The organism is Streptomyces lothianensis, from assembly GCF_047779955.1.
In the GTDB taxonomy this organism is placed as follows: Bacteria; Actinomycetota; Actinomycetes; order Streptomycetales; family Streptomycetaceae; genus Streptomyces.
Genome location: NZ_JBLMKT010000028.1, coordinates 203,735 through 221,784 on the forward strand (window position 1 = coordinate 203,735; position 18,050 = coordinate 221,784).

At 72.4% G+C, this 18,050-nt stretch carries 16 protein-coding genes; 9 read left to right on the top strand and 7 right to left on the bottom strand.

The genetic code is table 11. The features are described 5' to 3' along the window. Nucleotides 1–7: 7 nt before the first annotated feature. Both ACLF6P_RS08885 and ACLF6P_RS08890 read left to right on the top strand, forming a co-directional pair. A complete protein-coding gene (locus ACLF6P_RS08885; protein WP_415949312.1) occupies nt 8–904 on the top strand; it encodes a cytochrome d ubiquinol oxidase subunit II in 897 nt (298 codons plus the stop codon). 136 nt (nt 905–1,040) lie between these two features. Beyond that, entirely contained in the window at nt 1,041–3,176 is a 2,136-nt protein-coding gene (locus ACLF6P_RS08890; protein WP_415949313.1) for an MMPL family transporter, read from the top strand. A gap of 50 nt (nt 3,177–3,226) precedes the next feature. Here the strand turns inward: ACLF6P_RS08890 and ACLF6P_RS08895 are convergent, their stop codons facing one another. Together ACLF6P_RS08895 and ACLF6P_RS08900 are read right to left on the bottom strand one after the other, a co-directional pair. Beyond that, the gene (locus ACLF6P_RS08895; protein WP_415949314.1) at nt 3,227–4,471 is read right to left on the bottom strand and encodes an AI-2E family transporter; all 1,245 of its coding nucleotides are present in this window, start codon (nt 4,469–4,471) and stop codon (nt 3,227–3,229) included. A 73-nt stretch (nt 4,472–4,544) separates the two neighbouring features. After that, nucleotides 4,545–4,739 (bottom strand): DUF3046 domain-containing protein, encoded by a 195-nt coding sequence (locus ACLF6P_RS08900; RefSeq protein ID WP_415949315.1) that lies wholly within the window; start codon nt 4,737–4,739, stop codon nt 4,545–4,547. A gap of 80 nt (nt 4,740–4,819) precedes the next feature. Between ACLF6P_RS08900 and ACLF6P_RS08905 the strand changes: the two genes are divergently transcribed. Further along, complete coding sequence (locus ACLF6P_RS08905; RefSeq protein ID WP_415949316.1) at nt 4,820–5,881, top strand: hypothetical protein; 1,062 nt, start codon at nt 4,820–4,822, stop codon at nt 5,879–5,881. 102 nt (nt 5,882–5,983) lie between these two features. On the opposite strand, the gene ACLF6P_RS08910 is transcribed toward ACLF6P_RS08905, so the two are convergent. Genes ACLF6P_RS08910 through ACLF6P_RS08920 form a run of 3 tightly spaced genes read right to left on the bottom strand, consistent with a single transcriptional unit; the run spans nt 5,984 to nt 8,105 of the window. Next, on the bottom strand, nt 5,984–6,292 hold the full coding sequence (locus ACLF6P_RS08910) for an AzlD domain-containing protein (protein ID WP_415949317.1): 309 nt from the start codon (nt 6,290–6,292) through the stop codon (nt 5,984–5,986). Beyond that, on the bottom strand, nt 6,289–7,023 hold the full coding sequence (locus ACLF6P_RS08915; protein WP_415949318.1) for an AzlC family ABC transporter permease: 735 nt from the start codon (nt 7,021–7,023) through the stop codon (nt 6,289–6,291). Before ACLF6P_RS08915 ends, ACLF6P_RS08910 begins: the two co-directional genes overlap by 4 nt. Next, nucleotides 7,020–8,105 (bottom strand): helix-turn-helix domain-containing protein, encoded by a 1,086-nt coding sequence (locus ACLF6P_RS08920; protein WP_415949319.1) that lies wholly within the window; start codon nt 8,103–8,105, stop codon nt 7,020–7,022. Before ACLF6P_RS08920 ends, ACLF6P_RS08915 begins: the two co-directional genes overlap by 4 nt. 61 nt (nt 8,106–8,166) lie before the next feature. Here ACLF6P_RS08920 and ACLF6P_RS08925 point away from each other — a divergent pair, with 61 nt between their 5' ends. From ACLF6P_RS08925 to ACLF6P_RS08950, 6 genes are all read left to right on the top strand, one after another. After that, nucleotides 8,167–8,946 (top strand): MerR family transcriptional regulator, encoded by a 780-nt coding sequence (locus ACLF6P_RS08925; protein ID WP_415949321.1) that lies wholly within the window; start codon nt 8,167–8,169, stop codon nt 8,944–8,946. Continuing rightward, a complete protein-coding gene (locus tag ACLF6P_RS08930) occupies nt 8,943–9,326 on the top strand; it encodes a VOC family protein (RefSeq protein WP_415949322.1) in 384 nt (127 codons plus the stop codon). Before ACLF6P_RS08925 ends, ACLF6P_RS08930 begins: the two co-directional genes overlap by 4 nt. A gap of 160 nt (nt 9,327–9,486) precedes the next feature. Beyond that, nucleotides 9,487–14,271: an ATP-dependent helicase gene (locus tag ACLF6P_RS08935; RefSeq protein WP_415949323.1), complete on the top strand. Its 4,785-nt coding sequence runs from the start codon at nt 9,487–9,489 to the stop codon at nt 14,269–14,271. 129 nt (nt 14,272–14,400) lie between these two features. Beyond that, nucleotides 14,401–15,198 carry an Fpg/Nei family DNA glycosylase gene (locus ACLF6P_RS08940; RefSeq protein ID WP_415949324.1) on the top strand — a complete coding sequence of 266 codons (798 nt, stop codon included), beginning with the start codon at nt 14,401–14,403 and terminating at the stop codon, nt 15,196–15,198. Nucleotides 15,199–15,308: 110 nt separating this feature from the next. After that, nucleotides 15,309–16,076 (top strand): SDR family NAD(P)-dependent oxidoreductase, encoded by a 768-nt coding sequence (locus tag ACLF6P_RS08945; protein WP_415949325.1) that lies wholly within the window; start codon nt 15,309–15,311, stop codon nt 16,074–16,076. 469 nt (nt 16,077–16,545) lie between these two features. Further along, a complete protein-coding gene (locus ACLF6P_RS08950) occupies nt 16,546–16,824 on the top strand; it encodes a DUF1876 domain-containing protein (RefSeq protein WP_415949327.1) in 279 nt (92 codons plus the stop codon). 69 nt (nt 16,825–16,893) lie between these two features. On the opposite strand, the gene ACLF6P_RS08955 is transcribed toward ACLF6P_RS08950, so the two are convergent. Both ACLF6P_RS08955 and ACLF6P_RS08960 read right to left on the bottom strand, forming a co-directional pair. Further along, a complete protein-coding gene (locus tag ACLF6P_RS08955; RefSeq protein ID WP_415949328.1) occupies nt 16,894–17,364 on the bottom strand; it encodes a Dps family protein in 471 nt (156 codons plus the stop codon). A gap of 179 nt (nt 17,365–17,543) precedes the next feature. After that, complete coding sequence (locus tag ACLF6P_RS08960; RefSeq protein WP_415949329.1) at nt 17,544–17,942, bottom strand: helix-turn-helix domain-containing protein; 399 nt, start codon at nt 17,940–17,942, stop codon at nt 17,544–17,546. Between the last annotated feature and the right edge of the window lie 108 nt (nt 17,943–18,050).

Sequence of the window (18,050 nt, forward strand, 5' to 3'; positions counted from 1 at the left end):
CGCCACCATGGAAACCCTCGCCATCGCCCTGCTCGGCTTCTTCGCCGTCGGCTACTTCGTGCTCGCGGGCGCCGATATCGGCACCGGGATGCTTGCCCCGTACCTGGGCCGTTCGGATCGTGAACGCCGCCTGGTGATCGCCTCGTTCGCCCCCTTCTTCCTCGGCAACGAGGTGTGGCTGGTGGCCACCGCGGGCCTGCTCATCGGCTGCTTCCCGGCGCTGGAGGGCGAGCTCCTCAGCGGACAGTTCCCGGTCGTCGTCACCCTGCTTGCGGGCTGGGTGGTGCGCGACATGGGGTTGTGGCTGCGCGGGCGCGTGGGCGGCGACAGGAGCGCGGGCGGCGACGGAAGCGCAGGCGCCAGTGCGGGCAGCAGTGCGGGAGGCGCGCGAGGCGGTACGGACGCCGGTGCACGCGGCCGTGCGGACGGACCCGAGGCGGGCGGCGGGCGCGGATGGCGTCTCGTCTGCGATACGGCGGTGGCGGGCGGCAGCTGGATTCTCGCCCTGGCCTGGGGCCGGCTGCTCGCCGGGCTGTTCAGCGGCTCGCCCGAATCCCCGGCCGGCGGTCCCGTCGCGGTCCTGATCACCCTCGCCGTCGCCGCACTGTTCGCCGTGCACGGGCTCGGCTTCGCCGTACTGCGCCTGACCGGCGATCCGTACGCCCGCGCGCGTGTCCTCGTCGGCGGCGCGGCCCGCACCTGGCAGTCCTTCGCCCTGACCTCCGCCCTCATGGCGGCCCTCCCGCTGCTCGGCGGGCTCCGCCTGCCCCTCGCGGAGTCGGCCGGCTCGTCCATCGGTCTGCTCGTGCCCGCCCTGCTCGTCGTCACGCCGCTCCTGGTTGCCGTCCAGGCGTGGATGTGGCGCACGTTCCGGGGCCGCGTGACCCGCCCCTCGTACCTCTGAGACCCCTCGTACCTCTGAGACCCCTCGAACGTCTGGGACCCCTCGTACGTCTGGGACCCCTCGTACCTCTGAGGCCCCTCGAACCTCCGAGCCCCGTTCGACTTCCGTCATCCGACACCTCTTCAGGAGGGACTCCATGTCCACCGACCAGCTCACACGCCCGGTCCACCGGCCGAGCGTCTTCGAGCGGCTCGCCGCCTTCTCGTATCGCCACCTATGGCGGGCCCTTGCCCTGTGGGTGGTGCTCGTCGCCGGGATCATCGGGCTGTCCACGGCGGTCGGCAGCGCGTACCACAACGATTTCTCACTGCCGGGCACCGATTCGCAGACCGCGCAGAGCGTCCTGGAGGAGCACGGCGCCAGCCAGGCCGATGCCTCCGTGCAGCTCGTGATCAGGAGCGAGGGCGGCATCCAAGACGCCGGCCTGCAGGGCCGCGTCGAGGAGGTGCTCGCCGAGGTCGAGGGCCTGCCGAGCGTAACCGGTGTGCACTCTCCTTACGAGGACGAGTCGGCCGTCTCGCGCGACGGAACCGTCGGCTACGCCACCGTGACGCTCGACGGGGCCGCCGAGAACGTACCCAAGGACGATGTCCTCAAGATCATCGAGGCCACGGACACCCTCGACGGGGACGGCGTCGAGGCCGCGGTCGGCGGGGACGCGGCACGCGGTGCCGAGGAGGCCGGGGGCGGTGCGGCCGAAGGCGCCGGGATCCTCGGTGCGCTGGTGATCCTCGTCTTCCTCTTCGGGTCGCTGGTCGCGGCGAGCCTGCCGGTGCTCACGGCGGTGTTCGCGGTGGCCTCGTCGATCGGCCTGATCGCGCTCGTCTCGCACTTCGCAAACGTCGCCGACTTCACCCCGCCGATCATGATGCTGGTCGGGCTCGGTGTCGGCATCGACTACGCGCTGCTGATCTTCTCGCGCTACCGCTCCGAGCTCCTGCACGGCGCCGGACCCGAGCAGGCGACGCGTTCCGCCCTGGACGCGGCGGGCCGCACCGTCTTCTTCGCCGGCTGCACCGTGATCATCGCCCTGATGGGCCTGGTCGCGCTCGGTCTCGGTTCGCTGCAGGGCGTGGCGCTCGCCGTCGCGCTCACCGTCCTGGTGACGATGGCCGCCTCGCTGACGCTGCTGCCCGCGCTGCTCGGGGTGTTCGGGCGGCGGATCCAGCGGCAGGTCGCCAAGCGCGCCGGGAAGAGGCAGCGGGTGGAGGGAGCCGGGTGGCGGCGCTGGGCGAGCGGGGTGCAGCGCAGGCCGTGGGCCGCGCTCGTGGTCTCCGTCGTGGCGCTCGGCGCGCTCGCGGCACCCGCCGCGGGGATGCGGCTCGGCTTCGCCGACGCGGGCAACGACGCCCCGACGAAGTCGAGCCGGCAGGCCTACGACATGCTCGCCGAGGGCTTCGGCCCCGGTTTCAACGGGCCGCTCTTCGTGATCGCCGAAGGCGCCTCGGACCTCGGATCCGTACGGACGGCTCTCGCCGACACCCCCGGTGTCGCCGCGGTCAGCGCACCGATCCCCTCGCAGGACGGCGAGGTCGGCACGCTGATGGTGTTCCCCGAGTCGGCGCCGCAGGACGAGGCCACCTCGGAGCTGGTCAAGGATCTGCGCAACGACGTACTGCCGCCCCTTGAGGACGAGGCCGGGGCGCAGCTCCTGGTCGGCGGCTCGACCGCGGCGACCGAGGACTTCGCGGCGACCGTCTCGGAGCGGATGCCGCTGTTCGTCGCCATCGTGGTCGGGCTCTCGGCGCTGCTGCTCCTGCTCGTCTTCCGCAGCGTCCTGATCCCCGTCAAGGCGGCCTTGCTCAACCTGGTCAGCATCGGTGCGGCGCTGGGCGCGATCACGCTGGTGTTCCAGCACGGCTGGTTCGGGGTCGAACCCGGGCCGATCGAGGCCTTCATCCCGGTGATGATCTTCGCGATCGTCTTCGGTCTGTCCATGGACTACGAGGTGTTCCTGCTCTCCCGGATCCACGAGGAGTGGGAGCGCACGAAGAACCCGCAGGAGGCGGTACGGGAGGGGCTCGCCGCGACCGGCAAGGTGATCACGGCGGCCGCTGCCATCATGATCGTCGTCTTCGCGGCGTTCATCCTCAGCCCCGACCGGATGCTGCAGCAGTTCGGCCTCGGGCTCGCCGTGGCGATCCTGCTCGACGCGGTGGTGATCCGCTGCCTGATCGTCCCCGCCGTGATGCAGCTGCTCGGGCGGCGCGCATGGTGGCTGCCGGCCTGGCTGCGGCGGGTGTTGCCGCGGGTGGAGCTGGAGCGGCACTGAGTGGTGGTGCGGCGGGGGCCGGGCCGAATCCACGGCCCGGCCCCCAGGCCCTATCCGTCCCGGACCTCCGCCGTCGCGTCGTCCAGCGGCCCGCCGGTCGGCTCGCCACGCAGGGCGTGGCGCAGGCGGGCGAGCGGCGGGCCGCTGCGGCGGCGGTGGCCGTGCACACGCGGGTCGTCCATCACGTCGTACCGCTTCACATACGCCCCCAGGAACGCCTGCAACGTGGCGACCGCCGGGATGGCGATCAGCGCGCCGACCGCACCGAGCAGCGCGGTGCCCGCGATCACCGAGCCGAACGCGACCGCCGGGTGGATGTCGACGGTCCTGGCGGTGAGCTTGGGCTGCAGCAGATAGTTCTCGAACTGCTGGTAGATCACCACGAAGCCGAGCACCCACAGCGCGTACCAGGGGTTCACGGTGAACGCGACCAGCATCGGCAGGGCGCCCGCCAGGTACGTACCGATCGTGGGGATGAACTGCGAGATCACGCCGACCCACACGGCGAGCGCCGGCGCGTAGGGCACATCGAGGAACTCGAAGAGGATGAAGTGCGCGATCCCGGAGATCAGCGCCATCAGGCCGCGCGAGTACAGATATCCGCCGGTCTTGTCGACGGCGATCTCCCAGGCCCGCAGCGCCTCCGCCTGCTTGGCGGGCGGCAGCACCGAGCAGACCGCGCGGCGCAGGCGCGGGCCGTCGGCGGCGAAGTAGAACGAGAACAGCAGGACCGTCAGCAGCCGGAACATGCCACCGAGCACCTGGGCGGAGACGTCCAGCACCCCCGAGGCGCTGTTCTGCACGTACTTCTGCAGCCACTCCGAGCGGACGAGGCTGTCCTGCAGCTCGACGCGGGACAGCTCGGTGTGGAACGTGGTGTTGATCCAGCTGATCACCGAATCGAGGTACTTGGGGAAGTCCTCGACCATCTCCACGATCTGCCCGGCGAGCATGGACCCGAGCAGCGTCACGAAACCGGCGCCCGCGATGATCACACCGAGGAAGACGATGGCGGTGGCCGCCCCGCGGCGGACCCCGTGCTGCGCCATCCAGCTGACCGCGGGCTCCACGGCGAGCGCCAGGAAGAACGCGATCAGGACGTTTATCAGCAGCCCGGTGAGCTGGTGGAAAGCCCAGCTGCCCAGCTGGAAGCAGGCGATCAGGGCCAGCGCGAGCACCATGGCACGCGGCAGCCAACGAGGCATCATCTGCGCCCGCCCGGATGCCGCCTCGGGCGGCACGTCGGCGGACGTTGTGGGGTCCTGCGCTGCTGGGGTGTCGTCGGTGGCGGGCACGGGGCCAGTCTCGCGTACGCGGAGCGCCTCCGGGCAGGTGTTTGAGTGACACCCGCGTCACATTCGGGCCCGCTCACCTCGACTCCGCAGGCACCCCCATCGCCGCGCAGACCGCGCGCCACACGTCCTTCGCCTCCCAGCCCGCGTCCAGTGCCTCGTGCACCGTCCGCCCGCCGAGCTCGGACATCACATGATCGCGCGCGAACGTCTCGGCGTATCCCGCACCGAAGTGCTCCGCCATCCGCTGCCAGAAGACCGTCAACCGCATGAGTCCAGTATCCAGCCCATGCGGGTGGGCCTTGCCCCGAAGCCCTTGCCCACGGCGCCGAGCAGCCTACGGTGCGGTGCATGGCTGAATCCGTAGCCCCGGGGCAGCCCCCCGGCACACCGCACACGGACACCCCAGCGCACCCGGCCAACCCGGCGCGCCCGGACACCCCGGGCACCCCGAACACCCCGGGCGCCCCGGCGCATCCGGACCGTTCGCCCGCCGAGCCGTCGCCGTACCGGTCCTCCGTTCTCGCCCGCGCCGAGGAGTTCGTGTGGCTGAACGCGCGGGTCCTCGAACAGCGCCGCTTCGCGTACCACTTCCTGGGCGCCGCGGCCGAGCCCGTCGAGACCGCGCTCGCCGCCTACCGCACCGAGGACCACGGCTACGGCCACGCGCTCGAACCCGACCTGCGCGGCCCGGTGAGCCAGCCGCTGCACACCGCCCACGCGCTGCGCGTCCTCGACTCGATCGGCCGCTGCGGCGGCCAGGGCGTCGAACGGGTCTGCCGCCACCTCTCCGAGGTCTCCACGCCGGACGGCGCCCTCCCCGCGATCCACCCCAGCCAGCGCGGCTATCCGTACGCCCCGTTCGTCCCGGTCGTCGACGACCCGCCGAGCGACCTGCTCGCCACCGGGCCCGTGGTCGGCCTGCTGCACCGCAACCAGGTCTGGCACGCCTGGCTGTTCCGGGCCACGGACTACTGCTGGGCGGCGATCGAGGCACTCGGCACATCACACCCGTACGAGATCCACGCGGCCCTGGCCTTCCTGGAAGGCGCCCCCGACCGCGCTCGGGCGCGCGCCGCCGCGAACCGGCTGGGCCGTCTCGTACGGGAGCAGCGTCTCGCCGTCCTCGACCCGCGCCGCCGCGGGGACTACCCCGTGGCCCCCGGATACGCGCCCGGCGAGCACCACTTCCCTCACGACTACGCGCCGGTACCGGACTCACCGGCCCGCTCCTGGTTCACCGACGAGGAGATGGCCCGCTCCCTCGACCACCTCGCCTCCCGACAGCAACAGGACGGCGGCTGGCCGGTCCCCTGGCACCAGTGGGCCCCGGGCCCGGCCCTGGAATGGCGCCCGATCCTGACCATCGAGGCCCTGCGGACGCTGCGGGCGCACGGGCGGGCGCTGGACTGAGCAGTGCCGGGGGGCAACGAGGGGAAACGCACAGTCCCCTCCCTCCCGGGGGCCGAAGCCCTTCCAAGGCTATCGGCGACCACTGACAGCCCCCTCCCCAACTCACCCCCCGAGCGCCCGCACCCCCGCCGTCACCACCACCGCAGCACCGATGATCAGCAGGAACGGTGCTCTCAGGATGAGTGCCACCGCCGCCGCGAGGAGGCCGGCCGCCTTCGCGTCCAGGATCAGGTGCTGGCCTTCGGCGAAGGTCTGCTGGGCGGTGAGGGCGGCGAGGAGCGCCACAGGCAGGAGCGCCGACAGGCGGCGGACCAGCGGTTTCTCCAGAACTCCTGCGGGGACGAGAAGGCCGAGGAGCTTGACGGCATAGCAGCCGGCCACCGTGACCGCGATCGCAAGCCAGATGTTCATCGGTCGGATCCTTCCCGGGAGACGTCCGCGCCCCGCGGCCTGCGGCCCTGCGCGAAGAGGATGAGGGGTGCCGCGAGCGCCGCCACCAGGACGGGCACACCGCTCGGCAGCACGGGAAGGAGCCCGAGCCCCAGGATCACGGCGAGCGCCGCGACCGCGCGCTCCGTCGCCGTGCGCAGCATGGGGGCGAGCAGGGCGAGGAAGGTCGCGGGTCCGGCCGCGTCCAGGCCCCAGGCCTCGGTGTCCCCGATGGCCTCGGCGCCCACGGCACCCAGCAGCGTGGTCAGGTTCCACAGCACGTACAGCGTGAGCCCGGTGACCACGAAGCCGATCCGGCGCGCCCGCCGTGTGGGCTGGGCGAGGGTCACCGCGGTGGTCTCGTCGATCACCCACTGCGCCGCGAACGGCCGGACCCAGCGCGGCAGCTGCAGCAGCTGCGAGAGCCGCAGCCCGTAGAACGCGTTGCGGACACCGAGGAAGAACGCGCCCGCCGCGGCCGTCATCGGGTTCCCGCCGCCCGCGAGCGCGCCGACCAGCGCGAACTGCGAGGCGCCGGTGAAGACGAGGAGGCTGAGCGCGCAGGTCTGCAGCAGGCTCAGCCCGTTGCTCGCGGAGGTGACGCCGAAGGCGAAGCCGGAGAGCCCGACGGCGAAGCCGACGCCCAGTGCGTCGCGCACGACGGCGGAGTCCGGCTTGCCCGCGTCGGGGGCCGTCGTGCCGGAGGCCGTCACCTGGTCGTTGGAGATGCCTTCGGCTGGTGATTCGGCACGTTCTTCGGCACGTACAGGTGCGGTAGGTGTGGGTGTCTGCTGTTCTGGCACGGGTCCGACGCTACGGGGGCGGATTCGGTCAGGTCTTGTACGTTCTTGCGGGCCCCGCCCGGCCCATGCGGCCCATCCGGCCCATCCGGCGCGCCCGGCCCGCCCGGCCCGCCCGCCGGGCCGCCGGTCTCGTACGGGCCCCCGGTTCCGTAGGCGATTCCGCGCCCCTTCCGGTACGCGCCCGGCGGCACCCCGACGATACGGCTGAAGTGCCGGTTGAGGTGCGGCTGGTCGGTGAAGCCGACGGAAGCGGCCGTCTCGGCGGGTGACCTCCCCGCGTCCAGGAGTTCCCGGGCCCTGCGCACCCGCGCGTTGGTGAGCCAGCTGTGCGGCGGCATCCCGTACTGCCGCTTGAAGGCCCGCAGCAGCGCGAAGGGGCTGGTTCCGAGCTCGGCGGCGAGCGCTTCGAGGCTGGGCGGCTCGGCCATCCGTTCTTCGAGCACGGCACGCGCCTGCGCGGCGTTCCGGGCCCCCGCCGCGAGCGGGGCGCGCGCGGGCAGCGCGCTGCCGTGCCGCCGGAGCATCCGGGCGACGAGCACCTTGAGCACGGTGTCGGCGGCGAGCGCGTTGCCCTCCTCGGCGGCGCGGTGCACCTCCCGTATGAGGCGCGCGCCCCCCGGGTCGGGCACGTCCACCTCGGCGAATCCGGGTGTACCGCGCAGTGCCGTGGTCTCCTCGGCGATCCGCGTGACCACCTCGGCGGACGGATAGAGCGTGGAGTACACCCAGCCCTCGGGCACCCCGGCCCGCGCGGCGTGCGGCACCTCGGGATTGATCAGGATCACGGATCCGGGCCCGGCGTGCACGGTCCCTGCGGGCAGGACGACATCCTCGACGCCGCCGCTCACCGCCCCGAACACATAGCCCTCATGGCTGTGCCGGGTGAAGGTGTGCCGCACGTAGTGCGCCTTGAGCAGGTCGACGCCCGGCAGCTGCTCGTGCTGCCAGAAGCGCGCCCACTCCCCCTTCGCCCTGCCCCCCATACCCGCCATGCCGAATATTCTCGCAGGCCGGGCTTGCTCCTCACGTTACGGAAAGTCCTAACGTGCCGTTATGGACGTCACGATCGGTGAGGTGGCCCACCGTACGGGAGTCACCGAACGCACCCTCCGCTATTACGAGGAGCTCGGCCTCCTCTCGCCCGCACGCGACAGCGGCGGCCGCCGTGTGTACGGCCCCGCCGAGATCGACCGGCTCTACCGGATCCGTCTGCTGCGCGAGCTCGGCACGCCCGTCGCCGAACTCGCACCGGACCGTACGGACCTCCTGAGCCTGACCAGCCGCCACCTCGCCGGCCTCGACCGCCGGATGGCCGAGCTCGCCCGGCAGCGGGAACGGGTCCGCACGGTGGAGGAACGGCTGATGAGCGGGCAGGCCCCGGCCGACGAGGAACTGCTCGGCGTGCTCACCGCGCTGGCCGACCCGGAGACCGCAGCCACCCGGCGGCTCACCCTCCTGGTCTACCGCGACATCGAGGCCGCCCAACGGCACCTCGTGGAGGTCTTCGGCTTCGGCCCGGGCGAGCTGAGCCGGGACGGGTCCGGCGCGATCGTGCACGGCGAGGTGTACGCGGGCGACGGGCTCATCTGGATGCACCGCGAGGCGCCCGAGTACGGCCTCGCCTCACCGGCCACCCTCGGCGGCGCGAGCCACTGCATGGCGGTGCACGTCGACGACGTCGAGGCGCACTGCGCGCGGGTGCGCGAGGCAGGGGGCGAGATCGTCTACGGGCCCATGGACATGCCGTACGGCGTCCGCGAGTACGGAGTACGGGACACCGAAGGCGGGCTGTGGTCGTTCATGCAGCCCCAGCACCCCGAGGAGGAGCGATGAGTGAGTTGACGCCGTACCTGTGCGTGGCCGATGCACGGGCCGCGATCACCTGGTACACCGAGGTGCTCGGCGCCGAGGTGACGTACGAGCCGATCGAGATGCCCGACGGGCGGATCGGACATGTGGAGCTGAGCGTCGACGGGGCCGGCTGGATGATGGCCGAGGACTTCCCGGAGGTGGGCGTCGCGCCGCCGGAGCCGGGGCGGGGCGCGGCGGTGTCGCTGCATCTGACGGTGGCGGACGTGGATGCCGTCTGCGCGCGGGTCACGGGCGCGGGTGTCGCGCTGGACCGGGGGCCGGAGGACTCCGAGTACGCCGGACGGGTGGCGATCTTCCATGATCCGTTCGGGCACCGGTGGTACCTCAGCACGCCGAAGTGAGCGGCGGGCGGCCCGGGCTCAGCGGGCCGGGTGGCGGCTCGGCCCGCTGCCCCGGGCCACGTGGGCGCACCCGCCCCCGGGCCGCCCGCATGCAGCCCTCCCACCTGCACAAACGACGACCTCCACCCCGATTGTCAGTCCCGGCGTGCACGATGGACCCATGACGACCGGGACAGCGCTCGACACGTTCTCCCCCGCGACCCGCAGCTGGTTCAAGGGGGCCTTCTCCGCGCCCACCACCGCCCAGGAGGGCGCGTGGCGGGCGATCGCGGAGGGTTCGGACGTGCTCGTGGTCGCCCCGACCGGCTCCGGAAAGACCCTCGCCGCCTTCCTTTCCGCCCTCGACTCCCTGGCGAGCACCCCGCCGCCGGCCGAGACGAAGAAACGCTGCCGGGTCCTGTACGTATCGCCCCTGAAGGCCCTCGCGGTGGATGTCGAACGCAATCTGCGCAGCCCGCTCACCGGCATCCGCCAGGAATCCGTCCGCCTCGGCCTGCCCGAGCCGGAGATCAGGGTCGGCATCCGCTCCGGTGACACCCCGGCCGCCGAGCGCCGGGCGCTGAGCACCCGCCCGCCGGACATCCTGATCACCACCCCCGAGTCGCTGTTCCTGATGCTGACCTCGGCCACCCGGGAGGCCCTGGCCGGTATCGAGACGGTGATCCTCGACGAGGTGCACGCGGTCGCCGGCACCAAGCGCGGCGCCCATCTCGCGCTCTCCCTGGAGCGGCTGGACGAGCTCCTGCCGCGTCCGGCCCGCCGGATCGGGCTCTCGGCGACCGTACGGCCGGTGGACGAGGTGGCCCGCTATCTGTCACCGCAGCGCCGCGTCGAGATCGTGCAGCCGCCGTCGGGCAAGGAGTTCGATCTCTCCGTGGTCGTCCCGGTCGAGGACATGGGCGAGCTGGCGGGTTCCCCGGTCGGCGATTCGGACGGTGGCGGCCAGGCGGAGCGCCCCTCGATCTGGCCGCATGTCGAGGAGAAGATCACCGACCTCGTCCAGGCGCACCGGTCCACGATCGTCTTCGCCAACTCCCGGCGCCTGGCCGAGCGCCTGTGCAACCGGCTCAACGAGATCGCGTACGAGCGCGCCACGGGCGCCGTGCTCGATCCGCGTGCCTCCGGCACGACCGTCCCCGAGGCGCATTCCCCGGCGGAGCTGATGGGCGCCTCGGGAGCGGCCCGGGGCGCCCCGCCCGTCCTCGCCCGGGCGCACCACGGCTCCGTGTCGAAGGAGCAGCGCGCCCTGGTCGAGGAGGATCTGAAGGCCGGGCGGCTGCCCGCCGTGGTCGCCACGTCCTCGCTGGAGCTGGGCATCGACATGGGCGCGGTGGACCTCGTGGTGCAGGTCGAATCGCCGCCGTCGGTGGCCTCGGGCCTGCAGCGCGTCGGCCGCGCGGGGCACCAGGTGGGCGCGGTGTCGACCGGTGTGGTCTTCCCGAAGTACCGCGGCGACCTCGTCCAGGCGGCCGTGGTCACCGAGCGGATGCGTACGGGCGGCATCGAGTCCCTGCGCATCCCGGCCAACCCCCTGGACGTGCTGGCCCAGCAGCTCGTCGCCATGGTCGCCCTGGACAGCCGGCAGGTCGACGACCTGCTGGCCCTCGTCCGCCGCGCGGCCCCCTTCGCCTCCCTGCCCGAGTCGGCGTTCACCGCGGTCCTCGACATGCTCGCGGGCCGTTATCCGTCGGATGCCTTCGCGGAGCTGCGCCCGCGTGTGGTGTGGGACCGCGTGGCCGGGACCGTCACCGGCCGCCCGGGCGCCCAGCGCCTGGCCGTGACCTCCGGGGGGACCATCCCCGACCGCGGCCTCTTCGGCGTCTTCCTCGCCGGGTCCGATCCGAAGAAGGGCGGGGGAAGGGTCGGTGAGCTGGACGAGGAGATGGTGTACGAGTCGAGGGTCGGCGATGTGTTCACCCTCGGCACGAGTTCCTGGCGTATCGAGGACATCACCCGGGACCGGGTGCTCGTCTCCCCCGCTCCCGGAGTCCCTGGGCGGCTCCCGTTCTGGAAGGGCGACCAGCTGGGCCGCCCGCTCGAACTCGGCCGCGCGCTCGGCGCGTTCCTGCGCGAGATCGGCGGACTGAGCGCCGACGAAGCCCGCGCCCGCCTCGCCGCCGCGGGCCTGGACCCGTGGGCGGCGGGCAATGTGCTCGCGTATCTCGACGAACAGCGCGAGGCCTGCGGTCATGTCCCCGACGACCGCACCATCGTCGTCGAACGCTTCCGCGACGAGCTCGGCGACTGGCGCGTGGTCGTCCACTCGCCGTTCGGTGCCCAGGTGCACGCGCCCTGGGCGCTGGCGCTCGGCGCCAAGCTCGCCGAGAAGTACGGCATGGACGCCCAGGTCATGCACGCCGACGACGGCATCGTGCTGCGCCTGCCCGATGCCGATCTGATGGGCATGGACCTGCTCGACCAGGAGCCGCTGAATCTCGGCACCGACTTCGACTCCGAACAGGCCCCGGTCGGTGCGGCCGATGTCGTCTTCGACCGGGGCGAGGTCAACCAGCTGGTGACGGACCAGGTGGGCGGCTCGGCCCTGTTCGCCTCCCGCTTCCGCGAATGCGCCGCCCGCGCCCTGCTGCTTCCCCGCCGCAGCCCGGGCCGCCGCACACCCCTGTGGCAGCAGCGCCAGCGCGCCGCGCAGCTGCTCGAGGTGGCGAGCGAGTTCGGCTCGTTCCCGATCGTCCTCGAAGCCGTCCGCGAGTGCCTGCAGGACGTCTTCGACGTGCCGGGCCTCACCGAGCTGATGGGCGACATCGAATCCCGCCGGGTCCGCCTCGTCGAGGTCACCACCCCCGAGCCCTCCCCCTTCGCCCGCTCGCTGCTCTTCGGATACGTGGCCCAGTTCCTGTACGAGGGCGACTCACCGCTCGCCGAGCGCCGGGCGGCGGCCCTGTCCCTGGACTCCCGCCTGCTCGCCGAACTGCTCGGCCAGGCGGAGCTGCGCGAGCTCCTGGACGCCGATGTGCTCGCCGAGCTGGAGCAGGAGCTGCAGTGGCGCACCGAGGACCGGCGGGTCAAGGACGCGGAAGGCGTCGCGGACCTGCTGCGTCTGCTCGGGCCGCTGACCACCGAGGAGCTGGCCGAGCGCGGCGCCGAACCCGCCTGGGCCGAGGAGCTGGCGAAGGCCCGCCGTGCCATCGAGGTCCGTATCGCCGGAGCCGAGCACTGGGCGGCCGTCGAGGACGCGGGCCGGCTGCGGGACGCACTCGGCACCGCCCTGCCCGTCGGCGTTCCCGAGGCCTTCACCGAACCGGTCAAGGACCCGCTCGGCGATCTGCTCGCCCGCTACGCCCGCACCCACGGACCCTTCACCTCGGCGACCGCGGCCGCGCGCTTCGGCCTGGGCATCGCGGTCACGGAGGGCGCACTGCACCGCCTGGCCGCGAACGGCAGGGTCGTCCAAGGGGAGTTCCGCCCACCCGTCGCCCACCACCACCCTTCCAACGAGGCGCTACGCGCCACACCTCCTGATGTCGCCCACCACCACCCTTCCAACGAGGCGCTACGCGTCACACCTCCTGATTTGGACATCGGCCAGGAGTGGTGCGATGCCACGGTCCTGCGCCGGCTGCGCCGCCGTTCCCTGGCCGCACTCCGCCAGGAGCTCGAACCCGTACCCCCGGCCGCCCTCGCCGGCTTCCTGCCGCAGTGGCAGCACCTCGGCAGCGGCCACGGCCTGCGCGGAGCGGACGGCCTGATCCGCGCCGTCGAACAGCTCCAGGGCGCCTCCGTCCCCGCATCCGCCCTGGAGAAACTCGTCCTGCCCTCCCGCGTCCAGGGCTACCACCCCGCCCTCCTCGACGAACTCACCACCACCGGCGAGGTGCTGTGGGCGGGCGCGGGCGCCCTCCCCGGCAAGGACGGCTGGATCTCCCTCTACCTCGCGGACGCCGCCCCTCTCCTGCTGCCCGAACCACACCCGATGGAGCCGACCGCCCTCCAGGAATCGATCATGACCGCCCTGTCCGGGGGCTACGGACTGTTCTTCCGCCAGATCGCCGACCAGGTACGAGCCACCACCCACCCCGACGCCACCGACCCCCAGCTCGCCGACGCCCTCTGGGAACTCGCCTGGTCCGGCCGCCTCACCAACGACACCCTCGCCCCGCTGCGCGCACTGCTCGGCTCGGGCCGCACGGCGGGCTCCACCGCACACCGCGCCAAGCGCCAGGTGCCCCGCGGCCGTTACGGAGCCCTGACCGGCACCACCCGGCCCGCCTCCCGCACCGGACCGCCCACCGTCGCGGGCCGCTGGTCCCTGATCCCGGCCCGCGAACCCGATCCCACGGTCCGTGCACACGCGCTGGCCCGCACCCTCCTCGACCGCCACGGCGTCGTCACCCGCGGCGCCGTGGCCGCCGAGGGCGTCGAGGGCGGCTTCTCCGCGGTCTACCGCATCCTGTCCGCCTTCGAGGACAGCGGCCAGGCCCGTCGCGGGTACGTGGTGGAGGGCCTGGGCGCGGCCCAGTTCGCGATGGACGGCGCGGTGGACCGGCTGCGGGCCGCCGCCACGGCCCGCGAGCGCGAGACCGACACCGAGACCGGCCGGGCGGTGGTCCTCGCGGCAGCCGACCCCGCGAACGCATACGGCGCGGCGCTCGGCTGGCCCGAACCTCCCACGGGTGCGGGCCACAAGCCCGGCCGCAAGGCCGGCGCCCTGGTCGTCCTGGTCAACGGCGAACTGGCCCTGTACATGGAGCGCGGCGGCAAAACACTGCTCGCCTGGCCTTCCACCCCCGAGGAACCACCGGCTCCCGACGATCCCCGCCTGCACACCGCAGCCACCGCCCTCGCGGAAGCGGCCGCGGCGGGCAGCCTGGGCACGGTCACGGTGGAACGGATCAACGGCGTCTCCTCCCTGACCTCGCCCCTGGGCCGCCTCCTGGAAGAGGCAGGCTTCCTGGCCACCCCGAGAGGCCTCCGCCTGAGAGCCTGACCCCGAACCCGCGCACACACCCGACCCCGGCCCGGACCGTTCCTCGCCCCGAACCGCATCCCGGCCCGGCCTCTCACCAAGCCAGTCCCCCGCCCACAAACCACCCCCTCCACGAAGATCGATCCGTCCATGCCCGAAGGCGACACCGTCCACCGGACAGCCACCCGGCTCCACCGAGCCCTGGCCGACAGCACCCTGACCCGCAGCGACCTCCGCGTTCCCAGATACGCCACCACCGATCTCACCGGCCGCAAGGTCTTCGACGTCACCCCGCGCGGCAAACACCTGCTCACCCGCATCGAGGGCGGCCTCACTCTGCACTCCCATCTCAAGATGGACGGCGCCTGGAGGGTCTTCACCCCCGGCGAACGCTGGACGGGCGGCGCCGCCCACCAGATCCGCGCGATCCTCGGCAACGCACACCACACCGCGGTCGGCTACCGCCTCCCCGTCCTGGAGCTCCTGCGCACAGCGGACGAGGACAAGGCAGTCGGCCACCTGGGCCCCGATCTCCTCGGCCCGGACTGGGACCCGGACCGGGCCCTGGCCAACCTCCTCGCGGACCCGGCCCGTGAAATCGGCGAAGCCCTCCTGGACCAGCGCAACCTCGCGGGCATCGGCAACATCTACAAGAGCGAGCTCTGCTTCATGGCCGCCGTCACCCCGTGGACCCCGGTCGGCGACCTCCCCGAGACCCTCGCACCCCGCCTGATCGCCGCCGCCCACCGCCTCCTCGAAGCCAACCGCGAACAGCCGGTCCGCACCACCACCAGCCGCCGCGACCAGCGCCTCTACGTCTACGGCCGCCAGTCCCGCCCCTGCCTGCGCTGCGGCACCGGCATCCGCACCGCCCAACAGGGCGACGGCAGCCGCGACCGCCCCACGTACTGGTGCCCACGTTGCCAGTCGGGCCCCTCGCCCCAGTAGTACGACACCGCCGCGGCCGACCCCGTACGAGCAAAGCCGCAGCCGACTCCGTACGAGCAATCCGGTCCCCATAATTGACGGACCGTCAGGCCACTCCGTACCGTCCCCCCATGCCCGTCATCCAGGCGTACGACCTCACCGGCCGCACCGCGTTCATCACCGGAGCCGCCAGCGGAATCGGCCGCGAAAGCGCCCTCCTCCTGGCCCGCGCGGGCGCCACCGTGCACTGCGCGGACCGGGACACGGAAGGCCTCGAAGCGACCGCGGCCGCCGTCAAGGCCGAGAACGGCACCGCCCACGCCCACGCCCTCGACGTCACGAACCGCGAGCAGCTCGAAACAGCCATCACCCAGGCGCAGCCGGACATCCTCGCCGCGGTGGCCGGCGTCATGCACAGCAGCCCGGTCCTCGAAACCTCCGACGAGGACCTCGAGCGGGTCATGGCCATCAACTTCAAGGGCATCCTGTACGCCTGCCAGGAGGCCGCCCGGGTGATGATCGCCAACGGCACGAAGGGCAGCATCATCACCATGGCCTCGGGCGCCGTCGACACCGGCGGCCCCGGCCTGCTCTGCTACGGAGCCGCGAAAGCCGCGGTCGTCCAGCTCACCAAGACCCTCGCCACCGAGATCGGCCACCACGGCATCCGGGTGAACGCGGTCGCGCCCGGCTGGATCCGTACGCCGATGACGCTGCGCCACAACAACAGCGAGGTCCAGGCCCACACCGAGGCCCTCATGTCGAAGATGTCCCCGCTGGGCCGGGTCGGCCTGCCCGAGGAGATCGCCCACGCGGTCCTGCACCTGGCATCGGATGCCGCGTCCTTCACGACGGGCCAGATCCTCCGCCCGAACGGCGGCGTCGCCATGCCCTGGTGACCCGCCGCCGTCGGGCTCGCCTGCGCGCCTGCACCCGGTACGCGGCCCGCACCCGGCGCACGCCCACCGCCCGCGCCCAGGGCACCGCATGCACGGGTATCAGACTCACGCCCCACCCTCCGGCGGCCACGGACACCTCCAACGCGCCGACCTCTCCCAGCGGCGCGAACACCACCCGCCCCATCGCCCACCACCACGCGCATCCCCCTACGACACCCGCAGCGACCGCCAGGCTCCACAGCACCCTCCCGCCGACCACAGCAACCACCTCCAAACCCAGGCTGGGGCGTGCCGCTGCACCCACCCAGGGGCGCGCTCCGGGATCGTTCCGGTCGTCGCCGAAAATTCCACAGCGCCAGGTTCGCCCGACGCCCCCGTACCGCATCCAGAACTCGGAGCCGGTTGATCTGCCGTACTGGGGCCTGCACCATCAGAAGTAGACCCAGGGGGGTCCTGGAGGTGGTGGATCATGCGCACTCTCGTCGGATGGCACGTGGAGATCGAGTTCACCGAAGACGAGGAGGGGCATCGTACGAGTGCCGCGGCCCTGGTCAGGCTCTCGGACGGGACCGAGATGCGGGCGCGTGGAAATGCCATGAGGCATCCTTCCGACCCGGATCAGCTGAGAGTCGGCGAGGAGATCGCCGGCGCGCGGGCGCTGATGGATCTCGCCTCGCAGATGCTGCAGAAGGCGCACACCGAGATCGACGAAGTGTCCGGGCGGCATTCGCATCCGCTGACGCGGTGACGGGCGACCGGGGTGCCGGTGTCCGGGCGACACCGGCACCCACCCACGCCACAAGGCGCTCCGACGAGCTCAGCCGTTCTCCGCCTGGAACATCCAATGGTGCTTTTCAAGATCCGCGGTGATCCCGATGAAGATGTCCTGGCTCACCGGATCCGCCTCCCCCGTCGCTCCCACACGCTCCCGCATCCGGGTGATCACCGCCCCGAGCGCGTCCACCAGCGTCCGTACAGCGTCGGCGTCCTTGATCCACCCTTCGGGCACCGCCCCGATACCGCTCGTTCCCGCCACCGTCTTCGCCCGCCCGTCGGGTGACACACCGAGGGTCGAGGCACGCTCGGCCACCGTGTCGGAGTGCAGCCGGGCCGTGTCGACGACCTCGTCGAGCTGAAGGTGGACGGAACGAAAGCGGGGCCCGACCACGTTCCAGTGGATCTGCTTGGCCACCAGGGACAGGTCCACCAGGTCGACCAGGGCTCCTTGCAGCGCCTCGGACACAACCTTGAGATCCGTATCGGACAGCGGGCTCTTCACAACGTACATGTGCCTCTTCGCCTCTCGGAACGACAGTCCGGCACATCCCACCTTGGCAGCCCGCACCCAGGAAGGCATGTCGGGAGAGCCGGGCACCAAGCCCCACAACGCACCGAACCCCGGCCGGTGGACCCGGCCGGGGTTCGCCACACAACTCGTGCGCACGCTCGTCGTGCGCAGGCGCGCTCTCAGGCGGCGACCACATCCACCGCCTCGGAGGGCGCCTTGATCGTGACCCGCTCCGGCGGCACCCCGGCCACCGAGACGGATCCCAGCATGGGACGCACGCCGGCGGAAACACCCGCAGGCACCGGCTCACGGGCGGTCTCTCCCGCGGCAGCCGACTGGGCCAGCTCGGCGAGCGAGAGCTCGTCGCTGACCTCGCGCATCAACTCGGACATCCGTACGTCAAGCGCGTCGCAGATCGCGGACAGCAGCTCGGAGGAAGCCTCCTTCTGCCCCCGCTCCACCTCGGAGAGATAGCCGAGCGAGACTCGGGCGGACGAGGAGACTTCGCGCAGAGTACGGCCCTGGCGCTGGCGCTGCCGACGCAGCACGTCACCCAGCAGGCGACGGAGCAGAATCATCGGTGGCTCCCTCCTCGGACCGCGCAGCCGCATCCTTCACGCCCCACCGTACCGCCTCGCGGGGCGGCCGTGCGGGGAGCGATGTCGTGTTCACTCAGGGCTGCAAAC

What these genes read in the sequence shown, in the direction of transcription:
- ACLF6P_RS08960 (WP_415949329.1), bottom strand. Translation starts at nt 17,942, where the DNA reads ATGATTCTGCTCCGTCGCCTGCTGGGTGACGTGCTGCGTCGGCAGCGC.
- ACLF6P_RS08885 (WP_415949312.1), top strand. Translation starts at nt 8, where the DNA reads ATGGAAACCCTCGCCATCGCCCTGCTCGGCTTCTTCGCCGTCGGCTAC.
- ACLF6P_RS08950 (WP_415949327.1), top strand. Translation starts at nt 16,546, where the DNA reads ATGCGCACTCTCGTCGGATGGCACGTGGAGATCGAGTTCACCGAAGAC.
- ACLF6P_RS08890 (WP_415949313.1), top strand. Translation starts at nt 1,041, where the DNA reads ATGTCCACCGACCAGCTCACACGCCCGGTCCACCGGCCGAGCGTCTTC.
- ACLF6P_RS08935 (WP_415949323.1), top strand. Translation starts at nt 9,487, where the DNA reads ATGACGACCGGGACAGCGCTCGACACGTTCTCCCCCGCGACCCGCAGC.
- ACLF6P_RS08955 (WP_415949328.1), bottom strand. Translation starts at nt 17,364, where the DNA reads ATGTACGTTGTGAAGAGCCCGCTGTCCGATACGGATCTCAAGGTTGTG.
- ACLF6P_RS08910 (WP_415949317.1), bottom strand. Translation starts at nt 6,292, where the DNA reads ATGAACATCTGGCTTGCGATCGCGGTCACGGTGGCCGGCTGCTATGCC.
- ACLF6P_RS08900 (WP_415949315.1), bottom strand. Translation starts at nt 4,739, where the DNA reads ATGCGGTTGACGGTCTTCTGGCAGCGGATGGCGGAGCACTTCGGTGCG.
- ACLF6P_RS08940 (WP_415949324.1), top strand. Translation starts at nt 14,401, where the DNA reads ATGCCCGAAGGCGACACCGTCCACCGGACAGCCACCCGGCTCCACCGA.
- ACLF6P_RS08920 (WP_415949319.1), bottom strand. Translation starts at nt 8,105, where the DNA reads ATGGCGGGTATGGGGGGCAGGGCGAAGGGGGAGTGGGCGCGCTTCTGG.
- ACLF6P_RS08925 (WP_415949321.1), top strand. Translation starts at nt 8,167, where the DNA reads ATGGACGTCACGATCGGTGAGGTGGCCCACCGTACGGGAGTCACCGAA.
- ACLF6P_RS08930 (WP_415949322.1), top strand. Translation starts at nt 8,943, where the DNA reads ATGAGTGAGTTGACGCCGTACCTGTGCGTGGCCGATGCACGGGCCGCG.
- ACLF6P_RS08945 (WP_415949325.1), top strand. Translation starts at nt 15,309, where the DNA reads ATGCCCGTCATCCAGGCGTACGACCTCACCGGCCGCACCGCGTTCATC.
- ACLF6P_RS08905 (WP_415949316.1), top strand. Translation starts at nt 4,820, where the DNA reads ATGGCTGAATCCGTAGCCCCGGGGCAGCCCCCCGGCACACCGCACACG.